At 68.6% G+C, this 15,259-nt stretch carries 13 protein-coding genes; 7 read left to right on the plus strand and 6 right to left on the minus strand.

Annotated features, from left to right (window positions below; genetic code table 11):
- The first annotated feature begins 15 nt into the window (after positions 1–15).
- The 6 genes from CFB45_RS10600 (at position 16) to CFB45_RS10625 (ending at position 6,700) form a co-directional block, all read left to right on the plus strand.
- Positions 16–516 (plus strand): MerR family transcriptional regulator, encoded by a 501-nt coding sequence (locus CFB45_RS10600; RefSeq protein WP_089425565.1) that lies wholly within the window; start codon positions 16–18, stop codon positions 514–516.
- Positions 513–2,069 (plus strand): MFS transporter, encoded by a 1,557-nt coding sequence (locus tag CFB45_RS10605; RefSeq protein ID WP_089425566.1) that lies wholly within the window; start codon positions 513–515, stop codon positions 2,067–2,069. Before CFB45_RS10600 ends, CFB45_RS10605 begins: the two co-directional genes overlap by 4 nt.
- Before the next feature lie 38 nt (positions 2,070–2,107).
- A complete protein-coding gene (locus CFB45_RS10610) occupies positions 2,108–2,941 on the plus strand; it encodes a zinc-dependent peptidase (RefSeq protein ID WP_089425567.1) in 834 nt (277 codons plus the stop codon).
- 157 nt (positions 2,942–3,098) lie between these two features.
- On the plus strand, positions 3,099–3,359 hold the full coding sequence (locus tag CFB45_RS10615) for a type B 50S ribosomal protein L31 (protein WP_006753671.1): 261 nt from the start codon (positions 3,099–3,101) through the stop codon (positions 3,357–3,359).
- Positions 3,360–3,503: 144 nt separating this feature from the next.
- Complete coding sequence (locus CFB45_RS10620) at positions 3,504–5,336, plus strand: ArnT family glycosyltransferase (RefSeq protein WP_089425568.1); 1,833 nt, start codon at positions 3,504–3,506, stop codon at positions 5,334–5,336.
- A 2-nt stretch (positions 5,337–5,338) separates the two neighbouring features.
- Positions 5,339–6,700, plus strand: a complete 1,362-nt coding sequence (locus CFB45_RS10625; RefSeq protein ID WP_089425569.1) for an MATE family efflux transporter — start codon at positions 5,339–5,341, stop codon at positions 6,698–6,700.
- A gap of 11 nt (positions 6,701–6,711) precedes the next feature.
- Here the strand turns inward: CFB45_RS10625 and lipA are convergent, their stop codons facing one another.
- The 6 genes from lipA to CFB45_RS10655 form a co-directional block, all read right to left on the minus strand.
- Positions 6,712–7,677 carry a lipoyl synthase gene (gene lipA / locus CFB45_RS10630; RefSeq protein ID WP_089425570.1) on the minus strand — a complete coding sequence of 322 codons (966 nt, stop codon included), beginning with the start codon at positions 7,675–7,677 and terminating at the stop codon, positions 6,712–6,714.
- A 2-nt stretch (positions 7,678–7,679) separates the two neighbouring features.
- Complete coding sequence (locus tag CFB45_RS10635; RefSeq protein WP_089425571.1) at positions 7,680–8,795, minus strand: acetoin dehydrogenase dihydrolipoyllysine-residue acetyltransferase subunit; 1,116 nt, start codon at positions 8,793–8,795, stop codon at positions 7,680–7,682.
- A gap of 4 nt (positions 8,796–8,799) precedes the next feature.
- Positions 8,800–9,804 (minus strand): alpha-ketoacid dehydrogenase subunit beta, encoded by a 1,005-nt coding sequence (locus CFB45_RS10640; RefSeq protein ID WP_060372406.1) that lies wholly within the window; start codon positions 9,802–9,804, stop codon positions 8,800–8,802.
- A gap of 54 nt (positions 9,805–9,858) precedes the next feature.
- Positions 9,859–10,842: a thiamine pyrophosphate-dependent dehydrogenase E1 component subunit alpha gene (locus CFB45_RS10645; protein ID WP_089425572.1), complete on the minus strand. Its 984-nt coding sequence runs from the start codon at positions 10,840–10,842 to the stop codon at positions 9,859–9,861.
- A 77-nt stretch (positions 10,843–10,919) separates the two neighbouring features.
- Positions 10,920–11,696 (minus strand): SDR family NAD(P)-dependent oxidoreductase, encoded by a 777-nt coding sequence (locus tag CFB45_RS10650; RefSeq protein WP_089425573.1) that lies wholly within the window; start codon positions 11,694–11,696, stop codon positions 10,920–10,922.
- A 58-nt stretch (positions 11,697–11,754) separates the two neighbouring features.
- Positions 11,755–12,813: an ATP-NAD kinase family protein gene (locus tag CFB45_RS10655; RefSeq protein ID WP_089425574.1), complete on the minus strand. Its 1,059-nt coding sequence runs from the start codon at positions 12,811–12,813 to the stop codon at positions 11,755–11,757.
- A gap of 529 nt (positions 12,814–13,342) precedes the next feature.
- Between CFB45_RS10655 and CFB45_RS10660 the strand changes: the two genes are divergently transcribed.
- Positions 13,343–15,259, plus strand: coding sequence for a sigma-54-dependent Fis family transcriptional regulator (locus CFB45_RS10660; protein WP_089425575.1), 1,917 nt, complete (start codon positions 13,343–13,345; stop codon positions 15,257–15,259).

A 15,259-nucleotide genomic window follows, 5' to 3' on the forward strand; every position in this document is an offset into this window, starting at 1 on the left:
CCCCTCGTCCTCCCGATGCCGAATGACACCTCCACCCCGCTGCTGACCGTGAGCGATGCGGCGTCACGGCTCGGCGTCACGCCGCGCACGCTGAAGTATTACGAAGAGCGCGGGCTCGTCACGCCGTCGCGCAGCGAAGGCCGCTACCGCCTGTACGACGAGGCCGACCTCGAGCGCTTCGCCCGCATCCTGCGGCTGCGCGCGCTCGGTTTCTCGCTGCATGGCATCACCGAGATGCTGAAGCGCCCGCTGGAAGAAACGGGCGACGGCCGGCGCCGCTATTCGGACGCGTCGCTGCGCGACATCCGGACCGGCCTTGCCGAGCAGGTCGACACGCTCGACCGGCGGATCGCGGCCGTCCAGCGCGAACTGAAGGAAGCCGTCGCGCTGCGCAAGGAACTGCAGCACGACATCGACTACGTCGAACGGCGTCTTGCCGGCGAAAACGCCGATGCACTGATCGCGCAGCGGCAGGCCGAAGCCGGCACGCGGCGCACGCGCAAGGCGCGCGAGTGAGCGCGATGCCCGGTCGCTCGCCACTGTGGAGCCGCGCGAACCTGCGCGCGGACCTGTTCCCGTGGGCGCTCGCGCTCGTTACCGGCATCGACTACTTCGACAACGCGATCTTCTCGTTCTTCGCGAGCTACATCGCGGGTGGCATCAACGCATCGCCCGATGAACTCGTGTGGTCGTCGAGCGCCTACGCGGTCACCGCCGTGCTCGGCATCCTGCAGCAGCAATGGTGGGTCGACCGGCTCGGCCATCGCCGCTACGTCGCCGGCTGCATGCTGATGTTCTCGTTCGGCGCGATCGCGGCCGCGCTCGCCGACACGTCGCTCGAGCTCGCGTTCGCGCGCGGCTTTCAGGGCTATTTCATCGGCCCGATGATGGGCGCGTGCCGGATCCTGATCCAGATCAGTTTCAAGCCGCAGGAACGGCCGCCCGCGACACGCGCGTTCCTGATCATGATCCTGCTCGGCAGCGCGCTCGCGCCAATCGTGGGCGGCCTGCTCGTCGCACATTCGACGTGGCGCGCGCTGTTCGCGTGCTCGGCGCCGGCCGGCATCGCGTTCGCGATCCTCGCGCTGCTCACGCTGCCCGATTCGGGCCGGACACCCGACGACGAACGCGGCTCCGGACACTTCTGGCCGTATGTCGTGTTCGCGCTCGCGCAAGGCGCGCTGCAGATCGTGCTGCAGCAGGTGCATTACCAGCTCTATAGCGGCTCGCCGATGCTGATCCTGCTGACGATCGCAGGGATCGGCGCGCTTGCGTGGTTCGCGTATCACCAGTGGCATCATCCGACGCCGCTCGTGCGCCTGCACGCGTTCCGCGAACGGACGTTCCAGGTCGGGCTGCTGCTCTACATGTTCTATTACTACGAGTCGACGGGCTTCAGTTACCTGACGTCGCGTTTTCTCGAAAGCGGGCTCGGCTATCCGGTCGAGAACGCCGGGCGGCTGGTGGGCACGATGTCGCTGATTTCAGCCACCGCGCTGTTCGCGTACCTGCGTTACGCGAAATTCGTCACGCACAAGAAGTGGTTCGTCGTGCCGGGGTTCGCGATCGCCATCACGGCCGCGCTGTGGATGACGCGGATGACGCCGCAGGTCGGCGAAGCCGCGCTGATCGTCCCGCTGTTGCTGCGCGGATTGCTGCTGCTCTTCATCGTGCTGCCGGTGGCCAACCTGACATTCCGGATCTTCGCGATCGACGAATATACGCACGGCTACCGGTTGAAGAACATCGTGCGGCAACTGACGATCTCGTTCGCGACGTCGTCGGTCATCATCGTCGAACAGCACCGCGTGGCCGTGCACCAGACGCGGCTCGTCGAGCGTGCAAACGTGTTCGATCCGCTGTTCCAGCAGACCGTCGATGCGCTGACGCACAGCTATGCCGCCGCCGGCCATGCGCTGAACGAGGCGCACGGCCTCGCGATCGCGTCGATCGCGCGCATGGTCGCGCAACAGGCGTCGTTCCTCGCGTCGCTCGACGGCTTTTACTTCCTGGCGGGCGTGGCGCTCGTCGGCGGCCTTTTTGCGGCATGGCAAAAAGAGATCGATTGAGTTAAAAGACAGGCTTTGGATTTCCGCGAGCCGCCTTCATGCTCTCGAAACTGACCCGCTGGTTCGACGACCGCCGCCGCGACCGCGCGCTGCGCAGCCACCCGATCTCCGACGCGCTGTGGCAGGAAACCGTCGAGCGCCTGCCGTTCCTTGCGGCACTGCCGCCCGACGCGCTCGGCCGGCTGCGCGAACTGACGAGCCTGTTCGTCGCGAAGAAATCGTTCTCGACCGCGCACGGGCTCGAGTTGACCGACGCGATGATCGTCTCGATCGCCGCGCAGGCCTGCCTGCCCGTGCTGAATCTCGATCTGTCGCTGTATGACGGCTGGGTCGGCGTCGTCGTGTATCCGGGCGAATTCGTGATACGCAAGACGGTGCAGGACGAGGACGGCGTCGTGCACGAAGTCGAGCAGGACGCAAGCGGCGAGGCCTGGGAAGGCGGCCCCGTGATCCTGTCCTGGGAAGACGCGCAGATGACGGACGGCCACGACGCGTACAACGTCGTGATCCACGAGTTCGCGCACAAGATCGACATGGTCAACGGCGCGGCCGATGGCTATCCGCCCCTATTTCGCCGCTGGCACGCGCCCCACCTCGATGCGCAGGCCTGGGCCGACGTGTTCGAGCACGCGTACGACCAGTTCTGCGCGCGCGTCGACGCGGTGCCGGACCGTGCGTGGGCACGCTTCGAGCGGGACTCGCTGATCGATCCCTATGCCGCCGACCATCCGTCGGAATTCTTCGCGGTATGCAGTGAAGCGCTGTTCGTCCGGCCGAAGGCGTTCGAGTCCGAATTTCCGGAGTTGTACCGGCTGCTCGCGCGCTACTACCGGCAGGATCCGGCCGGCACCGGCGCGCTCGACGCACCGTGAAAATTATTCGTCAACCATCTGATTTTCTGGCATAATCGCCGTTTTTCGACCTTAGGCAAGTGGCTCGCGCCGGGCTTGGCGTCGTCTGGTTTGCGCAATGTGCGCGTTCCGGCACGGCAAGCGGCGGGTTGGCTACCGCTCTCACCAAGGAAAGACCATGAAAGAAGGCATCCACCCGAACTACCGCGAAGTCGTCTTCCAAGACATGTCGAACGGCTTCAAGTTCATCACGCGCTCGACGATCCAGACGCGCGAAAACATCGAACTCGACGGCAAGACCTACCCGCTCGCCAAGATCGAAGTGTCGTCGGAATCGCACTCGTTCTACACGGGTCAGCAAAAGATCATGGACACGGCAGGCCGTGTCGAGAAGTTCAAGAACAAGTTCGGCGTTCGCGCCAGCGGCAAGGCGAAGTAAGCTTCGCACTGCATCCGGTGGTTGCATTGCACCGGTACCGCACAAAAGGGCAGCCCAGGCTGCCCTTTTTTGTCTCTGCTCGCCCGGCAGGCGCCAGCCGGCGCCCGGGCATCGACCTGACGCGCAACAGCGGGCGCGTCTACAATGCCGGATGCTCGAAACCGGCTCGACCGCGCGCATCCGCGCCGGCCACCCGCCCATAACAAATCGCTCATCTGCATGAAGCCTGTCGTCCGTCTCACCGCCTCCGCCACGCGCGCGCTGCCGCGCTGGCTGCTGCTCACGCTCTGCTTCGTCTACGCCGCGTTCGGCCTGTTCGGCCGCGACCCGTGGAAGAACGAGGACGCGGCAGGCTTTGGCGTGATGTGGACGATGGCCAAGGGCGGCTGGCACGACTGGCTGCTGCCGAACCTGGTCGGCAAGTTCATCACGACCGACGGGCCGCTCGGCTACTGGCTCGGCGCGCTGTCGATCCGCGGCCTCGGCCCGTGGGTCGACGCAAGCAACGCGTCGCGCGTCGATACCGGCGTGCTGTTCTGCGTCGCGTGTGCATTCGTCTGGTACGCGGCCTACCTGCTCGGCCGGCGTGCCGAGGTCCAGCCGTTCAAGTACGCATTCGGCGGCGAGCCCGAGCCGCGCGACTACGGCCGCACGCTCGCCGACGGCGCGCTGCTGGTGCTCGTCGCCTGCTTCGGTCTCGCGGAGCGCGGGCACGAAACGACGCCGCAGCTCGCGCAGTTCGCGTGGATCGCGATGCTCGTCTACGGGATCGTGCGCGGCATCGACAAGCCGATGCAGGGCGCGCTGTGGTGGGGCCTCGCGATGGGCCTCGTCGCGCTATCCGGCAATCCGGTGCTGGTCGTCGCGCTGCTCGCCGGCACGGCCGTGCTGTGGCTCGTCACGCCCGAGATGCGCAACCTGCGCCTGCCGCTGGTCGGCGTGCCGCTCGCGGCAGCGATCTTCGCGCTGTGGCCGCTGGCCGCATTCGTCGCGGCGCCCGACGATGCCGCATGGTTCTTCAACCAGTGGATCCACGGCAGCCTGATGCGCTTTTCCGGTCCGCCGACCGCGGTGCTCGGCTATGCGGCGAAGAACCTGCCGCTGTTCACGTGGCCCGCGTGGCCGCTCGCCATCTGGGCATGGTGGAGCTGGGCCGGCATGCGCCGCCGTGCGCACGTCGCGATTCCGCTGTCGGTCGCCGTACCGCTCGTCGCGCTCGTGATCCTGCAGAGCCAGCAGTCGAACCGCATGTACATGCTGCTGCTGCCGCCGCTCGCGGTGCTCGCGACGTTCGCGCTGCCGACCCTCAAGCGCGGCGCGATCAACGCGATCGACTGGTTCGCGGTGCTGAGCTTCACGATTCTCGGCACCTTCGTGTGGCTCGTGTGGCTCGCATCGATCACCGGCTTCCCGCATCCGCTCGCGCGCAACCTCGCCCGCCTCGTGCCCGGCTACGAGCCGCACTTCAAGATCCTGTCGTTCATCTGCGCGGTGATCGCCACCGTGTGCTGGTGCTTCCTGGTGCGCTGGCGCATCTCGCGGCAGCCGAAAGTGCTGTGGCGCAGCGTCGTGCTGTCGGGTGCGGGCACCACGCTGATGTGGGTGCTGCTGATGACGCTATGGCTGCCGATCGTCAACTACGGCCGGACCTATCGCGACGTCGCGCAGCAGATCGCGGTGCATCTGCCGTCCGACTACGAGTGCATCTCGCCGGTACGGCTCGGTGACGCGCAGATCGCGACCTTCGCGTATTTCGGCAACATGCGCTTCGATTTCTCCGGCGACTGCGACGTGATCCTGCGCCAGGACCGCTCGGACTTCGGCGAGCCGAGCTCGATGTCGCAATACGTGTGGCGTCTCGTGTGGGAAGGCCGCCGCGCCGCCGACCGTGACGAGCGCTTCCGCCTGTACGAGCGCATCGAACGGCCGAAGACGCCCGTCAAGCGGCGTCCGCCGCGCCGCCAGCCGGCCGATTGACGATGTTTGGCGACATCCGCCGGATCGTCGGTCTCGCATGGCCGGTGCTCGTCGGCCAGCTCGCGATCATCGCGTTCGGCGTGATCGACACCGCGATGGTCGGGCGCTACTCGGCCGTCGATCTCGCCGCGCTCGGGCTCGGTTCGTCGATCTACATCTCGATCTATATCGGCCTGACGGGCATCCTGTCCGCACTGCAGCCGATCACCGGGCAGCTGTACGGCGCGCGGCGCTATGCCGAGATCGGCGAGGAAGTGCGCCAGGCGCTGTGGCTCGCACTGCTGCTCGCGGTGCCCGGCTTTCTCCTGCTGCATTTTCCCGAACCGCTGCTGCGCGTCGCGCACACGCCTGCCGCGCTGCACGACCGCACCGTCGACTATCTGCGCGTCCTGTCGTACGGGCTGCCCGCCAGCCTCGTCTTCCGCATCTACAACGCGCTGACCAACGCGGCCGGCAAGCCGCGCCTCGCGATGATCCTGCAGATCGGCGCGCTGCTGCTCAAGTTCCCGCTCAACGTGTGGTTCATCTTCGGCGGGTTCGGCGTGCCGGCCCTCGGCGGCCCCGGCTGCGGGCTCGCGAGCACGCTGATCAACTGGGCACTCGCGCTGATCGGCTACACGCTGCTCGCGAAGCTCGACGTGTTCGCGCCGCTCGCGATCTTTTCGCGCTTCTGCTGGCCGGTCTGGGAGCGCCAGAAGGCGATCCTGAAACTCGGCGTGCCGATGGGCCTGTCGTACCTGATCGAGGTCACGTCGTACACGTGCATGGCGCTGTTCATCGCGCAGTTCGGCACGACGACGCTCGCCGGCCACCAGATCGCCGGCAACATCGGCGCGGTGCTGTACATGACGCCGCTGTCGATCGGCGTGGCGGCGTCGACGCTGGTCGCGCGCGCGCTCGGCGCCGGACGGCCCGAGGAAGCCCGGCTGCTCGGCCGGCACAGCGTGATCTTCGCGTGCGGCATCGCCGCGACCTACGGCCTGCTCGTGTTCGTGCTGCGCCCGCTGATCATCGGCGGCTATACGCCGAACCCGGCCGTCGCCGCGGCCGCGATGCCGCTCGTCGCGATCGTCGCGTGCTACCACGTCTTCGATGCGCTGCAGGTCACGTCGGCGTTCGTGCTGCGCGCCTACAAGGTCGCGGTCGTGCCGACCGTGATCTATGCGGTCGCGCTGTGGGGCGTCGGGCTCAGCGGCGGCTACGTGCTCGGTTTCGACGTGGGCGGCATCGCGCCCGCATGGCTGACCGGCGCGCGCGGCTTCTGGTTCGCGAACACGATCAGCCTGATGCTCGCGGGCGCCGGGCTCGTGCTGTACCTGCGCCGCGTCAGTCGTGCGCACGCCGCTGCTTCCACGTCCGCCTGACGCGCCGCCCGCTACGTCTCCTCCAGCACGTCGGCCGCGTGATACGACGACCGCACCAGCGGGCCGGCGACGACTTCCCTGAAACCGAGCAACAGCGCCTCGTCGCGCCACGCGGCAAATGCGTCGGGGCTCACGTAGCGCCGCACGGGCAGATGGTGCGCGGACGGCGCGAGATACTGGCCGAGCGTCAGCACGTCGACGTCATGCGCACGCAGGTCGCGCAGCGTGTCGCGCACTTCGTCGTCGCACTCGCCAAGGCCGAGCATCAACCCCGATTTCGTCACCAACTCCGGCCGTGCCCGCTTCGCCTGCGCGAGCAGTTCGAGCGAGCCGCGATAGTCGGCGCCCGGCCGCGCCGCGCGATACAGCGACGGCACCGTCTCGATGTTGTGGTTGAACACGTCGGGCCAGGCCGTCGACAGTGCATCGAGTGCGCGGGCCACGCGGCCGCGGAAGTCCGGTGTCAGCACTTCGACGCCGATGCCCGGCACGCTCGCGCGCACCGCCGCGATGCATGCGGCGAAATGCGCGGCGCCGCCGTCGCGCAGGTCGTCGCGATCGACCGACGTGATCACGACGTAGCGCAGCCCGAGCGCCGCGGCCGCATCGGCCAGCCGCGTGGGCTCGTCGGGATCGAGCGGTTCGGGACGGCCGTGCGCGACGTCGCAGAACGGGCAGCGCCGCGTGCACAGGCCGCCCATGATCATGAAAGTCGCCGTGCGCTGCGCGAAGCATTCGCCGATGTTCGGGCACATCGCCTCCTCGCAGACGGAATGCAGCCGATGATCGCGCAGCACGGCCGCCATGTCGGCGACCGCCGCGCTCATCATCGGCCGCGCGCGCAGCCACGGCGGCTTCGGCAACGCCGCACCGGCCGCGGGCTCGACGCGCACCGGAATGCGCGCGAGCTTGTCACGGCTTCTCGCGCCCGGCTGGCCGAGCGCGGTAAGGCTGGGTCGTTCGAGCGCGGCGGCCATCGTCAGTCTCCGAGAAACGCGACGATCAGGCGGTTCACGTCGGCGGCCGCCTCCATCTGCACCATGTGCCCGCTGCCGGCGATCACCTCGGCACGCACGCCGTCAGGCAAGCCCTGCGCGTGCTGCGCCGGGATCACCTGGTCGTGCTCGCCCCAGATCACGAGCGTGCGCGGCGCAAGCGTCGCGAGCCGGTCGCGGAACACGCGCCGCTGCGCGGCACCGTCGAACGCGGCATGCGCGATCTTCTCCAGCGCGGCCTGCACGCCTTCGAGGCGCTTGTACTTGACGAGATCCTCGACGAGCTGCCGCGTGACCAGCGCGTTGTCCGCGAACAGCGCGCCAAGGTGCGGCTTCAACGTATTGCGGCTGTTGCCGGCGACGAAGCCGTCGATGTAAGCGCGGTTGATGTCGGTGCCGAGCCCCGCGCTCGCGATCAGCGTCAGCGACGCGACCCGTTGCGGCGCGCGCTCGGCCGCCGCCATCGCGACCGCACCGCCCATCGAATGGCCGATCAGGTGGGCGTGGTCGATGCCCTTCGCATCGAGCAGCGCGAGCACCGCGTCGGCCAGTTCATCGAGGCTGCCCGTCTCGACCGCCTTGCCCGACTCGCCGTGACCGGGCAGGTCGAGCGCCCACACCGGCCGGTGCGCGGCGAGATCGGCGTGATTGAACAGCCAGTTGTTGAGATCGCCGCCGAAGCCGTGGATCAGCACGGCGGGTGTGCCGCTGCCTTCGCCGAGCTTCAGGAAGCGCACCGTCCGGCCGCCGATCTGCGCCTTCTCGGGCTGCGGGCCCGCGGCTTCGTCGGACGCCGCGCTCGGCACGAAATCGCGCTGGAATTCGGCGATCGCCGCGTCGATGTCGGCATCGCTCGCGTCGGCGGCCGCGACGACGCCGAGCAGCGCGCCGACCGGCAGCGTCTCGCCTTCCTGCGCGACCTGCCGGCGCAGCGTGCCGTCGAACGCGCATTCGACGCCCGACGAGATCTTGTCGGTCTCGACGTCGAGCACTTCGTCGCCCTTCGTCACGCGTTCGCCGAGCGCCTTCAGCCAGCCGTTGACCTGCCCCTGCTCCATCGACAGCCCCCACTTGGGCATCGTGATCATGTGAATCGACATCGTGTCAGCTCCTCGTCTTCAGGACCGCCTGCGCAATCGCATCGGCGGACGGGATATACAGGTCTTCCAGCACGCTCGCGAACGGCGCGGGCGTATGCGGCGCGGTCACAAGCCCGATCGGCGCCTTCAGCGCGTGGAATGCACGCTGTGCGACGAGCGCGGCGATATCGGTCGCGATCGAGCAGCGCGGGTTCGCTTCGTCGACGACCACCACGCGTCCGGTGCGCTCCGCGCTTTCGAGGATCGTTTCCTCGTCGAGCGGCGACGTCGTGCGCAGGTCGATCACGTCGACCTGGATCCCGTCCTTCGCGAGCTTCGCGGCCGCGTCCATCGCGAGATGCACCATCCGGCCGTACGTGACGATCGTCGCGTCGTCGCCGTCGCGCATCACGTTCGCTTCGCCGAACGGAATCGCATAGGACTCCTCCGGCACGTCGCCTTCGCGGGTATAAAGCAGCTTGTGTTCGAGGAAGATCACGGGATCGTTGTCGCGGATCGCCTGGATCAGCAGCCCCTTCGCGTCGTACGGCGTCGACGGGCACACGACCTTCAGCCCAGGAATGTGCGTGAACAGCGACGTCAGCATCTGTGAATGCTGCGCGGCCGCGCGAAGGCCTGCGCCGTACATCGCGCGGATCACGACCGGCGTCACGGCCTTGCCGCCGAACATGTAGCGGAACTTGGCGGCCTGGTTGAAGATCTGGTCGAAGCACACGCCCATGAAATCGATGAACATCAGCTCCGCGACGGGCCGCATCCCGCACGCGGCAGCACCGACCGCCGCGCCGATGTAGCCGCCCTCCGACAGCGGCGTATCGAGCACGCGGCCCGGAAACTTGTGGAACAGCCCCTTCGTCACGCCGAGCACGCCGCCCCACGCGTCGTCCTCGCCCGGCGCGCCCGCGCCGCCTGCATTGTCCTCGCCCATCACGATCACGCTGTCGTCGCGCGCCATTTCCTGCGCGAGCGCTTCGTTGATCGCCTGCGAATAAGTGATCTTCCTTGCCATGTCTGTCTCCTGGAATGTTCGGTTCGCCGTGCCGGCTGCGGTATCAGGCCGCGCTCACGGGTACGACACGTAGACGTCGGTCAGCAGGTCGGCGGCGTCGGGTACCGGCGCGGCCTTGGCCTGCGCGACCGCATCGTCGATCAGGGCCTTCACCTGGGCATCGACTGCGCGCAGGTCGGCGGTCGTCAGCGCCTCGGCCCGCACGACGCGCGTTTCGAAATGCTTCAGGCAGTCCTTCTCGTCGCGCAGCTTCTGCACTTCCCCCGGTGCGCGATAGGTTTGCGCATCGCCTTCGAAGTGGCCGAAATAGCGCGTGAACTTCACCTCGACGAGCGTCGGACCGCCACCATTGCGCGCGCGTTCGACGGCTTCGCCGAGCGCTTCATGTACCGCGAAAAAGTCGAAGCCGTCGACGATCACGCCCGGCATCCCGAACCCGTTCGCGCGATCGGCGATGTTGTCGGTCGCGACCGACCAGCTCGACGACGTCGCTTCCGCATAGCCGTTGTTCTCGGCCACGAAGATCGCGGGCAGCCGCCACACCGACGCAAGGTTCATCGATTCGAAGATCACGCCCTGGTTCGATGCGCCGTCGCCGAAGAAGCACACGCCGACGCCGCCGGTATTCTTGTGCTTCGCCGCGAGCGCCGCGCCGCAGACGAGCGGGCCGCCCGCGCCGACGATCCCGTTCGCGCCGAGCATCCCCATCGACAGGTCGGCGATGTGCATCGAGCCGCCCTTGCCGTGGCAGACGCCCGTCTTCTTGCCGTAGATCTCGGCCATCATCCCGTGCACGTCGACGCCCTTCGCGATGCAATGCCCGTGGCCGCGGTGCGTGGTCGCGACGTAGTCGTCGAGGCCGAGGTGCAGTATCGTGCCGACCGCGGACGCCTCCTCGCCCGCATACAGGTGAACGAAGCCGGGAATCTCGCCGGTCGCGAATTCGACGTGCAGGCGCTCCTCGAATTCGCGGATCGTGCGCATCAGCCGGTAGGCGTCCAGCAGCTTGTCCCTGCTGAGCTGTGTCGAAGCGGTCATGTGTGTCTCCTGAGTAGGTCTGACTGCGAATGCCGCCGCGGCCGGGCCGCGGCGACGGATTGCACGGCCGGCGGCCGTCAGTGGAACGTGAAGCCGCCGTCGACGTTCACGGCCTGGCCCGTCACGTTGTCCATCGTCGCGAAGAACAGCGCGAGCCGGCCCATGTCCTCCGGCGTCTGCGCGCGGCCCTGCGGAATCAGCGTCAACTGGTGCCGCTGCCACGATTCCTCGACCGATTCGCCGTCGGTCTTCCATTCGTCGGACAGCCGGTCCCACATATACGTCCGCACGATGCCGGGGCAGATCGCGTTGACGGTCACGCCGTCGCGCGCGACCTCCTTCGCAAGCGCGTTCGTGAAGCCGACGACCGCGAATTTCGATGCGCTGTAATGCGCGAGATTCGGAAAGCCCTCCTTGCCGGCGATCGACGCGACGTTGATGATCCGGCCGCGGCCCTGCGCCTTCAGCGGTGCGAGCGCCGCCCGGCAGCCGAGGAACGTGCCCTTCGCGTTCACGTCCATCACGACATCCCAGTCGCGCTCGGTCAGTTCGCCGACCGGATGAATGCTGATCACGCCCGCGCAGTTCACGAGGATGTCGAGCCGGCCGAGGTCGGCGAGCGCCTGCGCAACCATCGCGTCGACCTGCGCGGCCTGCGTGACGTCGACCTTCGCAACCGCCGCCCGGCGGCCGAGCGCGCGTACCTCGCGCGCGGTGGCGTCGAGTGCGTCGTCGAGCAGGTCGGCCAGCAGGATGTCGGCGCCCGCACCGGCAAGCGTCAGGGCAATGCCGCGGCCGATGCCGCGCGCGCCGCCCGTGACGATGACGACCTGTCCTTCGAGTGGGGCTGTCATGGCGATGTCTCCTTGTCGATCGTTATGGATGTCGAAATGTCACTCGGTAAAGCATTGCTCAATAGCGCCACTCGCCGGCATCGCGCAGCAGCTGGCGTGACGACGCGTAGCGCAGCGTGCGCCCGACGTCGACCGTCAACGGCCCGCACCAGTCGAGCGAGATCTCGTAGCGATCGCCGCGCGCGACCTCGATCTCGCGCTCGCCGTCGAACGCGAGCGTGCCGTGCTCGAACGGAATCGTCTGCCACGCACCCGGCTCGAGTCGCTCGCAACTGCGCATCACGACGCGGTCCACGCGGCCCGGTGCAATCGGCGCGACGAGCGGCGTGCCGGCGGTCTCGCCATCGGCCGCAAAGCGCATCGCAAGCCCGTGCGGCGCGCTGCGTTCGAGCGGCGCCCACGCGCCGCCGAGCGCGGACAGACCGATCCCGTCCGGTTCCGCGAATGTCAGGTACAGCGAATCGATGTCGGCGGACCCCGAGATCGCGCGGGCGCCGATGAAGCGCTGCCGCGCGGCGCATACGTCGACGAGCGCGATCTCCTCGCGCCCCGGCTGCGCGCCCGCCACGCAGCGCACGACGAGCCGCTTGTTGCGCGTGAACGCGACTTCGGCCGGCACCGCGCCGGTCGCGGCGAGTCCTGCCGCGACGCCGGCGACCGTGGCTTCACGATGCTCGGGAAATGCGTTGTTGGTGCCGGTGGACAGCGCGACGAGCGGCGTCGCGCCGCAGTGCGCGGCAACCGCACGATGGGTGCCGTCGCCGCCGAGCACGACGATCAGCGCGACTTCCATCCGGTGCAGGTACGCGGCGCCGGCCTGGGTATCGGCGACGGTGTCGGTGATCGGCAGGTCGACGAATTCGACCTCGGGCCAGCGCTCGTGCGGCGCGACCGCACGGTGCGTGTCGATCGCACGCAGCAGCAGCGTCGCGATGCCCGTCCGGTCGCGCAGCGTCAGCACGCGCTCGACGCCCATCGCGCCGAGGCCGGCCAGCAGGCGCACGATCATGTTCGCCTTCTCCGCCGTCGGAAACACGGAGGCATGCGTCGTGAGGCGGCGGATGTCGCGCCCCGATGCGGGGTTCGCGATCACGCCGACGGTAACGGGCATCGTCACGGGTTCGTCTCCATCCAGTTGGCCTGTCGCGGCGCGTTGGCGTGCCGCGACTCTGCCTGTCTCGTCCGCTGCCATCGCCGGGCGGCGGATCGTCGTCGACGCGACCGCGCCGACTTGCCCGTGATCTCTGCAAGCGGCGTGCCACCCTGCGTGCGATGAACGTGAAACCCTTGTGAATGCTGACGCGACGGGGATGCCGGTGTTCCGGAATCGCCGCGGGAAGGACGGCGCGCGCGGCCATTCGGCCCGCTCGTCTCACCGCGTCGATACGACGAAACGGCCGCCGCGACGCCGGCGCAAGCGCACCGCCCTGCCCGCAAACCCCGCCATATCGCGGTGCCGCGCAGGCCGCGTCATGCCGGACGGTCTCCGCCTGTCGCACATGAACGCGTCTCAACGACACGAGACAGCCCCCGATACCGTGAGACGAACGTCTCAGGCTCGCCGCGTGCTGCGATGCAATGTGATCCGTCGAACGGGATGTGCTACAAGAACATCGCATCCCCGCCGTACGGAACCGGAGCCGACCATGCCCTACGCCGTCCCCCAGACCCAGCACGCCGACCGCGTGCTCGGCGCGCTCGCCGGACGCCTGCCCGCGCCGGCCGACTCCACGCGCCTCGTGTCGTCGTGGCAGCGGTCGCTGGAGCGTTACAGCCTCGACCCCGCTTCGTCGATCGGCCCGCGCGTGCTGACCGCGGCCGAGCTGCGCGAAGTGCGCGACAAGGAGGAGGCCTTCCTGCGCGCGTCGGGCCAGTGCCTGACGCGGCTGCACGACATGATCCGCGTCGCCGACTACTGCGTGATGCTGACCGACGCGCACGGCGTGACGATCGACTACCGGATCGACCGCGAGCGCCGTAACGACTTCCGCCATGCGGGGCTGCACATCGGCTCGTGCTGGTCGGAAAGCGAGGAAGGCACCTGCGGTGTCGCGAACGTGCTGACCGATCTCGCGCCGATCACCGTGCACAAGACGGATCACTTTCGCGCGGCGTTCACGACGCTCACCTGCAGCGCGGCGCCGATCTTCTCGCCGGGCGGCGAGCTGATCGGCGTGCTCGACGCGTCGGCCGTTCATTCGCCCGACGGCCGCGACAGCCAGCGTCTCGTCTATCAGCTCGTGCGGCAGAGCGCGGCGCTGATCGAGGACGGCTACTTCGTGCACAGCACCACGCAGCACTGGATCCTGTTCGGGCATCCGAATCGTCACTACGTCGAAGCGCAACCCGAGTGGCTGATCGCGTTCGACGAATGCGGCAACATCGTCGCCGCGAACCGGCAGGCGCGCGACGCGCTGCCGGCGCTGCGCGAACCGCGCCATATCGACGAGATCTTCGATGCGACCGAGATGCCGCTGCGCGATGCCGCGCGGCTCGATGCGATCGTCGCGCTGCGGCTGCGCGCGACCGGCGCGCCGCTCTATGCGCGGCTGCGTGCGCCGCTACGGCGCACCGGCCGCGAGCCCGGCACGGCCTCGCGCCGCCCGGGAAGCGCGCAACGCCACGTCGGCGCGCTGACGCCGTTTCTGCACAGCAGCGATGCGCATATCGCGCAGCAGGCCGAACTCGCGCTGCGTGTCGCAAGCAAGCGGCTGCCGATTCTCGTACTCGGCGAAACCGGTGCGGGGAAGGAAGTATTCGCGCGTGCGATCCACGATGCCGGCGCGCGGCGTGCGCGGCCGTTCGTCGCGGTCAACTGCGGCGCGCTGCCGGAAGCGCTGATCGAGAGCGAACTGTTCGGCTATGCGGCCGGCGCGTTCACCGGCGCACGCAAGCATGGCGCACGCGGCAAGATCGCGCTCGCCGACGGCGGCACGCTGTTCCTCGATGAAATCGGCGACATGCCGCTCGCGCTGCAGACGCGCCTGTTGCGCGTGCTCGCCGATGGCGAAGTCGTGCCGCTCGGCAGCGATACGCCCGTGCGCGTCGATCTCGACGTGATCTGCGCGACGCACCGCGATCTCGCACGCATGGTGGCCGACGGCACGTTCCGCGAGGACCTCTACTACCGGCTGAGCGGCGCGACGTTCGAACTGCCGCCGCTGCGCGAGCGTGCCGACGTGCGCGACGTGATCGCCGCCGTATTCGCCGAGGAAGCGCAGGCCACCGGCCACGTGCTGACGCTCGATGCGACGCTCGCCGAACAGCTCGCCGCGTATCCGTGGCCCGGCAACGTGCGGCAATTGCGCAACGTGCTGCGCTATGCGTGCGCGGTGTGCGACGCCGCGCGCGTGACGCGGCGAGATCTGCCGGCCGAGATCGCCGCGCAACTCGGCGGCGTCGTACCCGGCACGCTGCCCGACGACGAACGCGGCCGCATCGTCGCGGCGCTCACCGCGCATCGCTGGCGGCCCGACGCGGCCGCGCAGGCGCTCGGCATCTCGCGCGCGACGCTGTACCGGCGCATCGCGAAGCACCGGATCGTCGCGCCGCACCGCGCGTGA

It is taken from the genome of Burkholderia sp. HI2500, assembly GCF_002223055.1.
In the GTDB taxonomy this organism is placed as follows: domain Bacteria; phylum Pseudomonadota; class Gammaproteobacteria; order Burkholderiales; family Burkholderiaceae; genus Burkholderia.

What these genes read in the sequence shown, in the direction of transcription:
- CFB45_RS10620 (WP_089425568.1), top strand. Translation starts at nt 3,504, where the DNA reads ATGCCGGATGCTCGAAACCGGCTCGACCGCGCGCATCCGCGCCGGCCA.
- CFB45_RS10650 (WP_089425573.1), bottom strand. Translation starts at nt 11,696, where the DNA reads ATGACAGCCCCACTCGAAGGACAGGTCGTCATCGTCACGGGCGGCGCG.
- CFB45_RS10600 (WP_089425565.1), top strand. Translation starts at nt 16, where the DNA reads ATGCCGAATGACACCTCCACCCCGCTGCTGACCGTGAGCGATGCGGCG.
- lipA (WP_089425570.1), bottom strand. Translation starts at nt 7,677, where the DNA reads ATGGCCGCCGCGCTCGAACGACCCAGCCTTACCGCGCTCGGCCAGCCG.
- CFB45_RS10635 (WP_089425571.1), bottom strand. Translation starts at nt 8,795, where the DNA reads ATGTCGATTCACATGATCACGATGCCCAAGTGGGGGCTGTCGATGGAG.
- CFB45_RS10645 (WP_089425572.1), bottom strand. Translation starts at nt 10,842, where the DNA reads ATGACCGCTTCGACACAGCTCAGCAGGGACAAGCTGCTGGACGCCTAC.
- CFB45_RS10610 (WP_089425567.1), top strand. Translation starts at nt 2,108, where the DNA reads ATGCTCTCGAAACTGACCCGCTGGTTCGACGACCGCCGCCGCGACCGC.
- CFB45_RS10615 (WP_006753671.1), top strand. Translation starts at nt 3,099, where the DNA reads ATGAAAGAAGGCATCCACCCGAACTACCGCGAAGTCGTCTTCCAAGAC.
- CFB45_RS10640 (WP_060372406.1), bottom strand. Translation starts at nt 9,804, where the DNA reads ATGGCAAGGAAGATCACTTATTCGCAGGCGATCAACGAAGCGCTCGCG.
- CFB45_RS10660 (WP_089425575.1), top strand. Translation starts at nt 13,343, where the DNA reads ATGCCCTACGCCGTCCCCCAGACCCAGCACGCCGACCGCGTGCTCGGC.
- CFB45_RS10625 (WP_089425569.1), top strand. Translation starts at nt 5,339, where the DNA reads ATGTTTGGCGACATCCGCCGGATCGTCGGTCTCGCATGGCCGGTGCTC.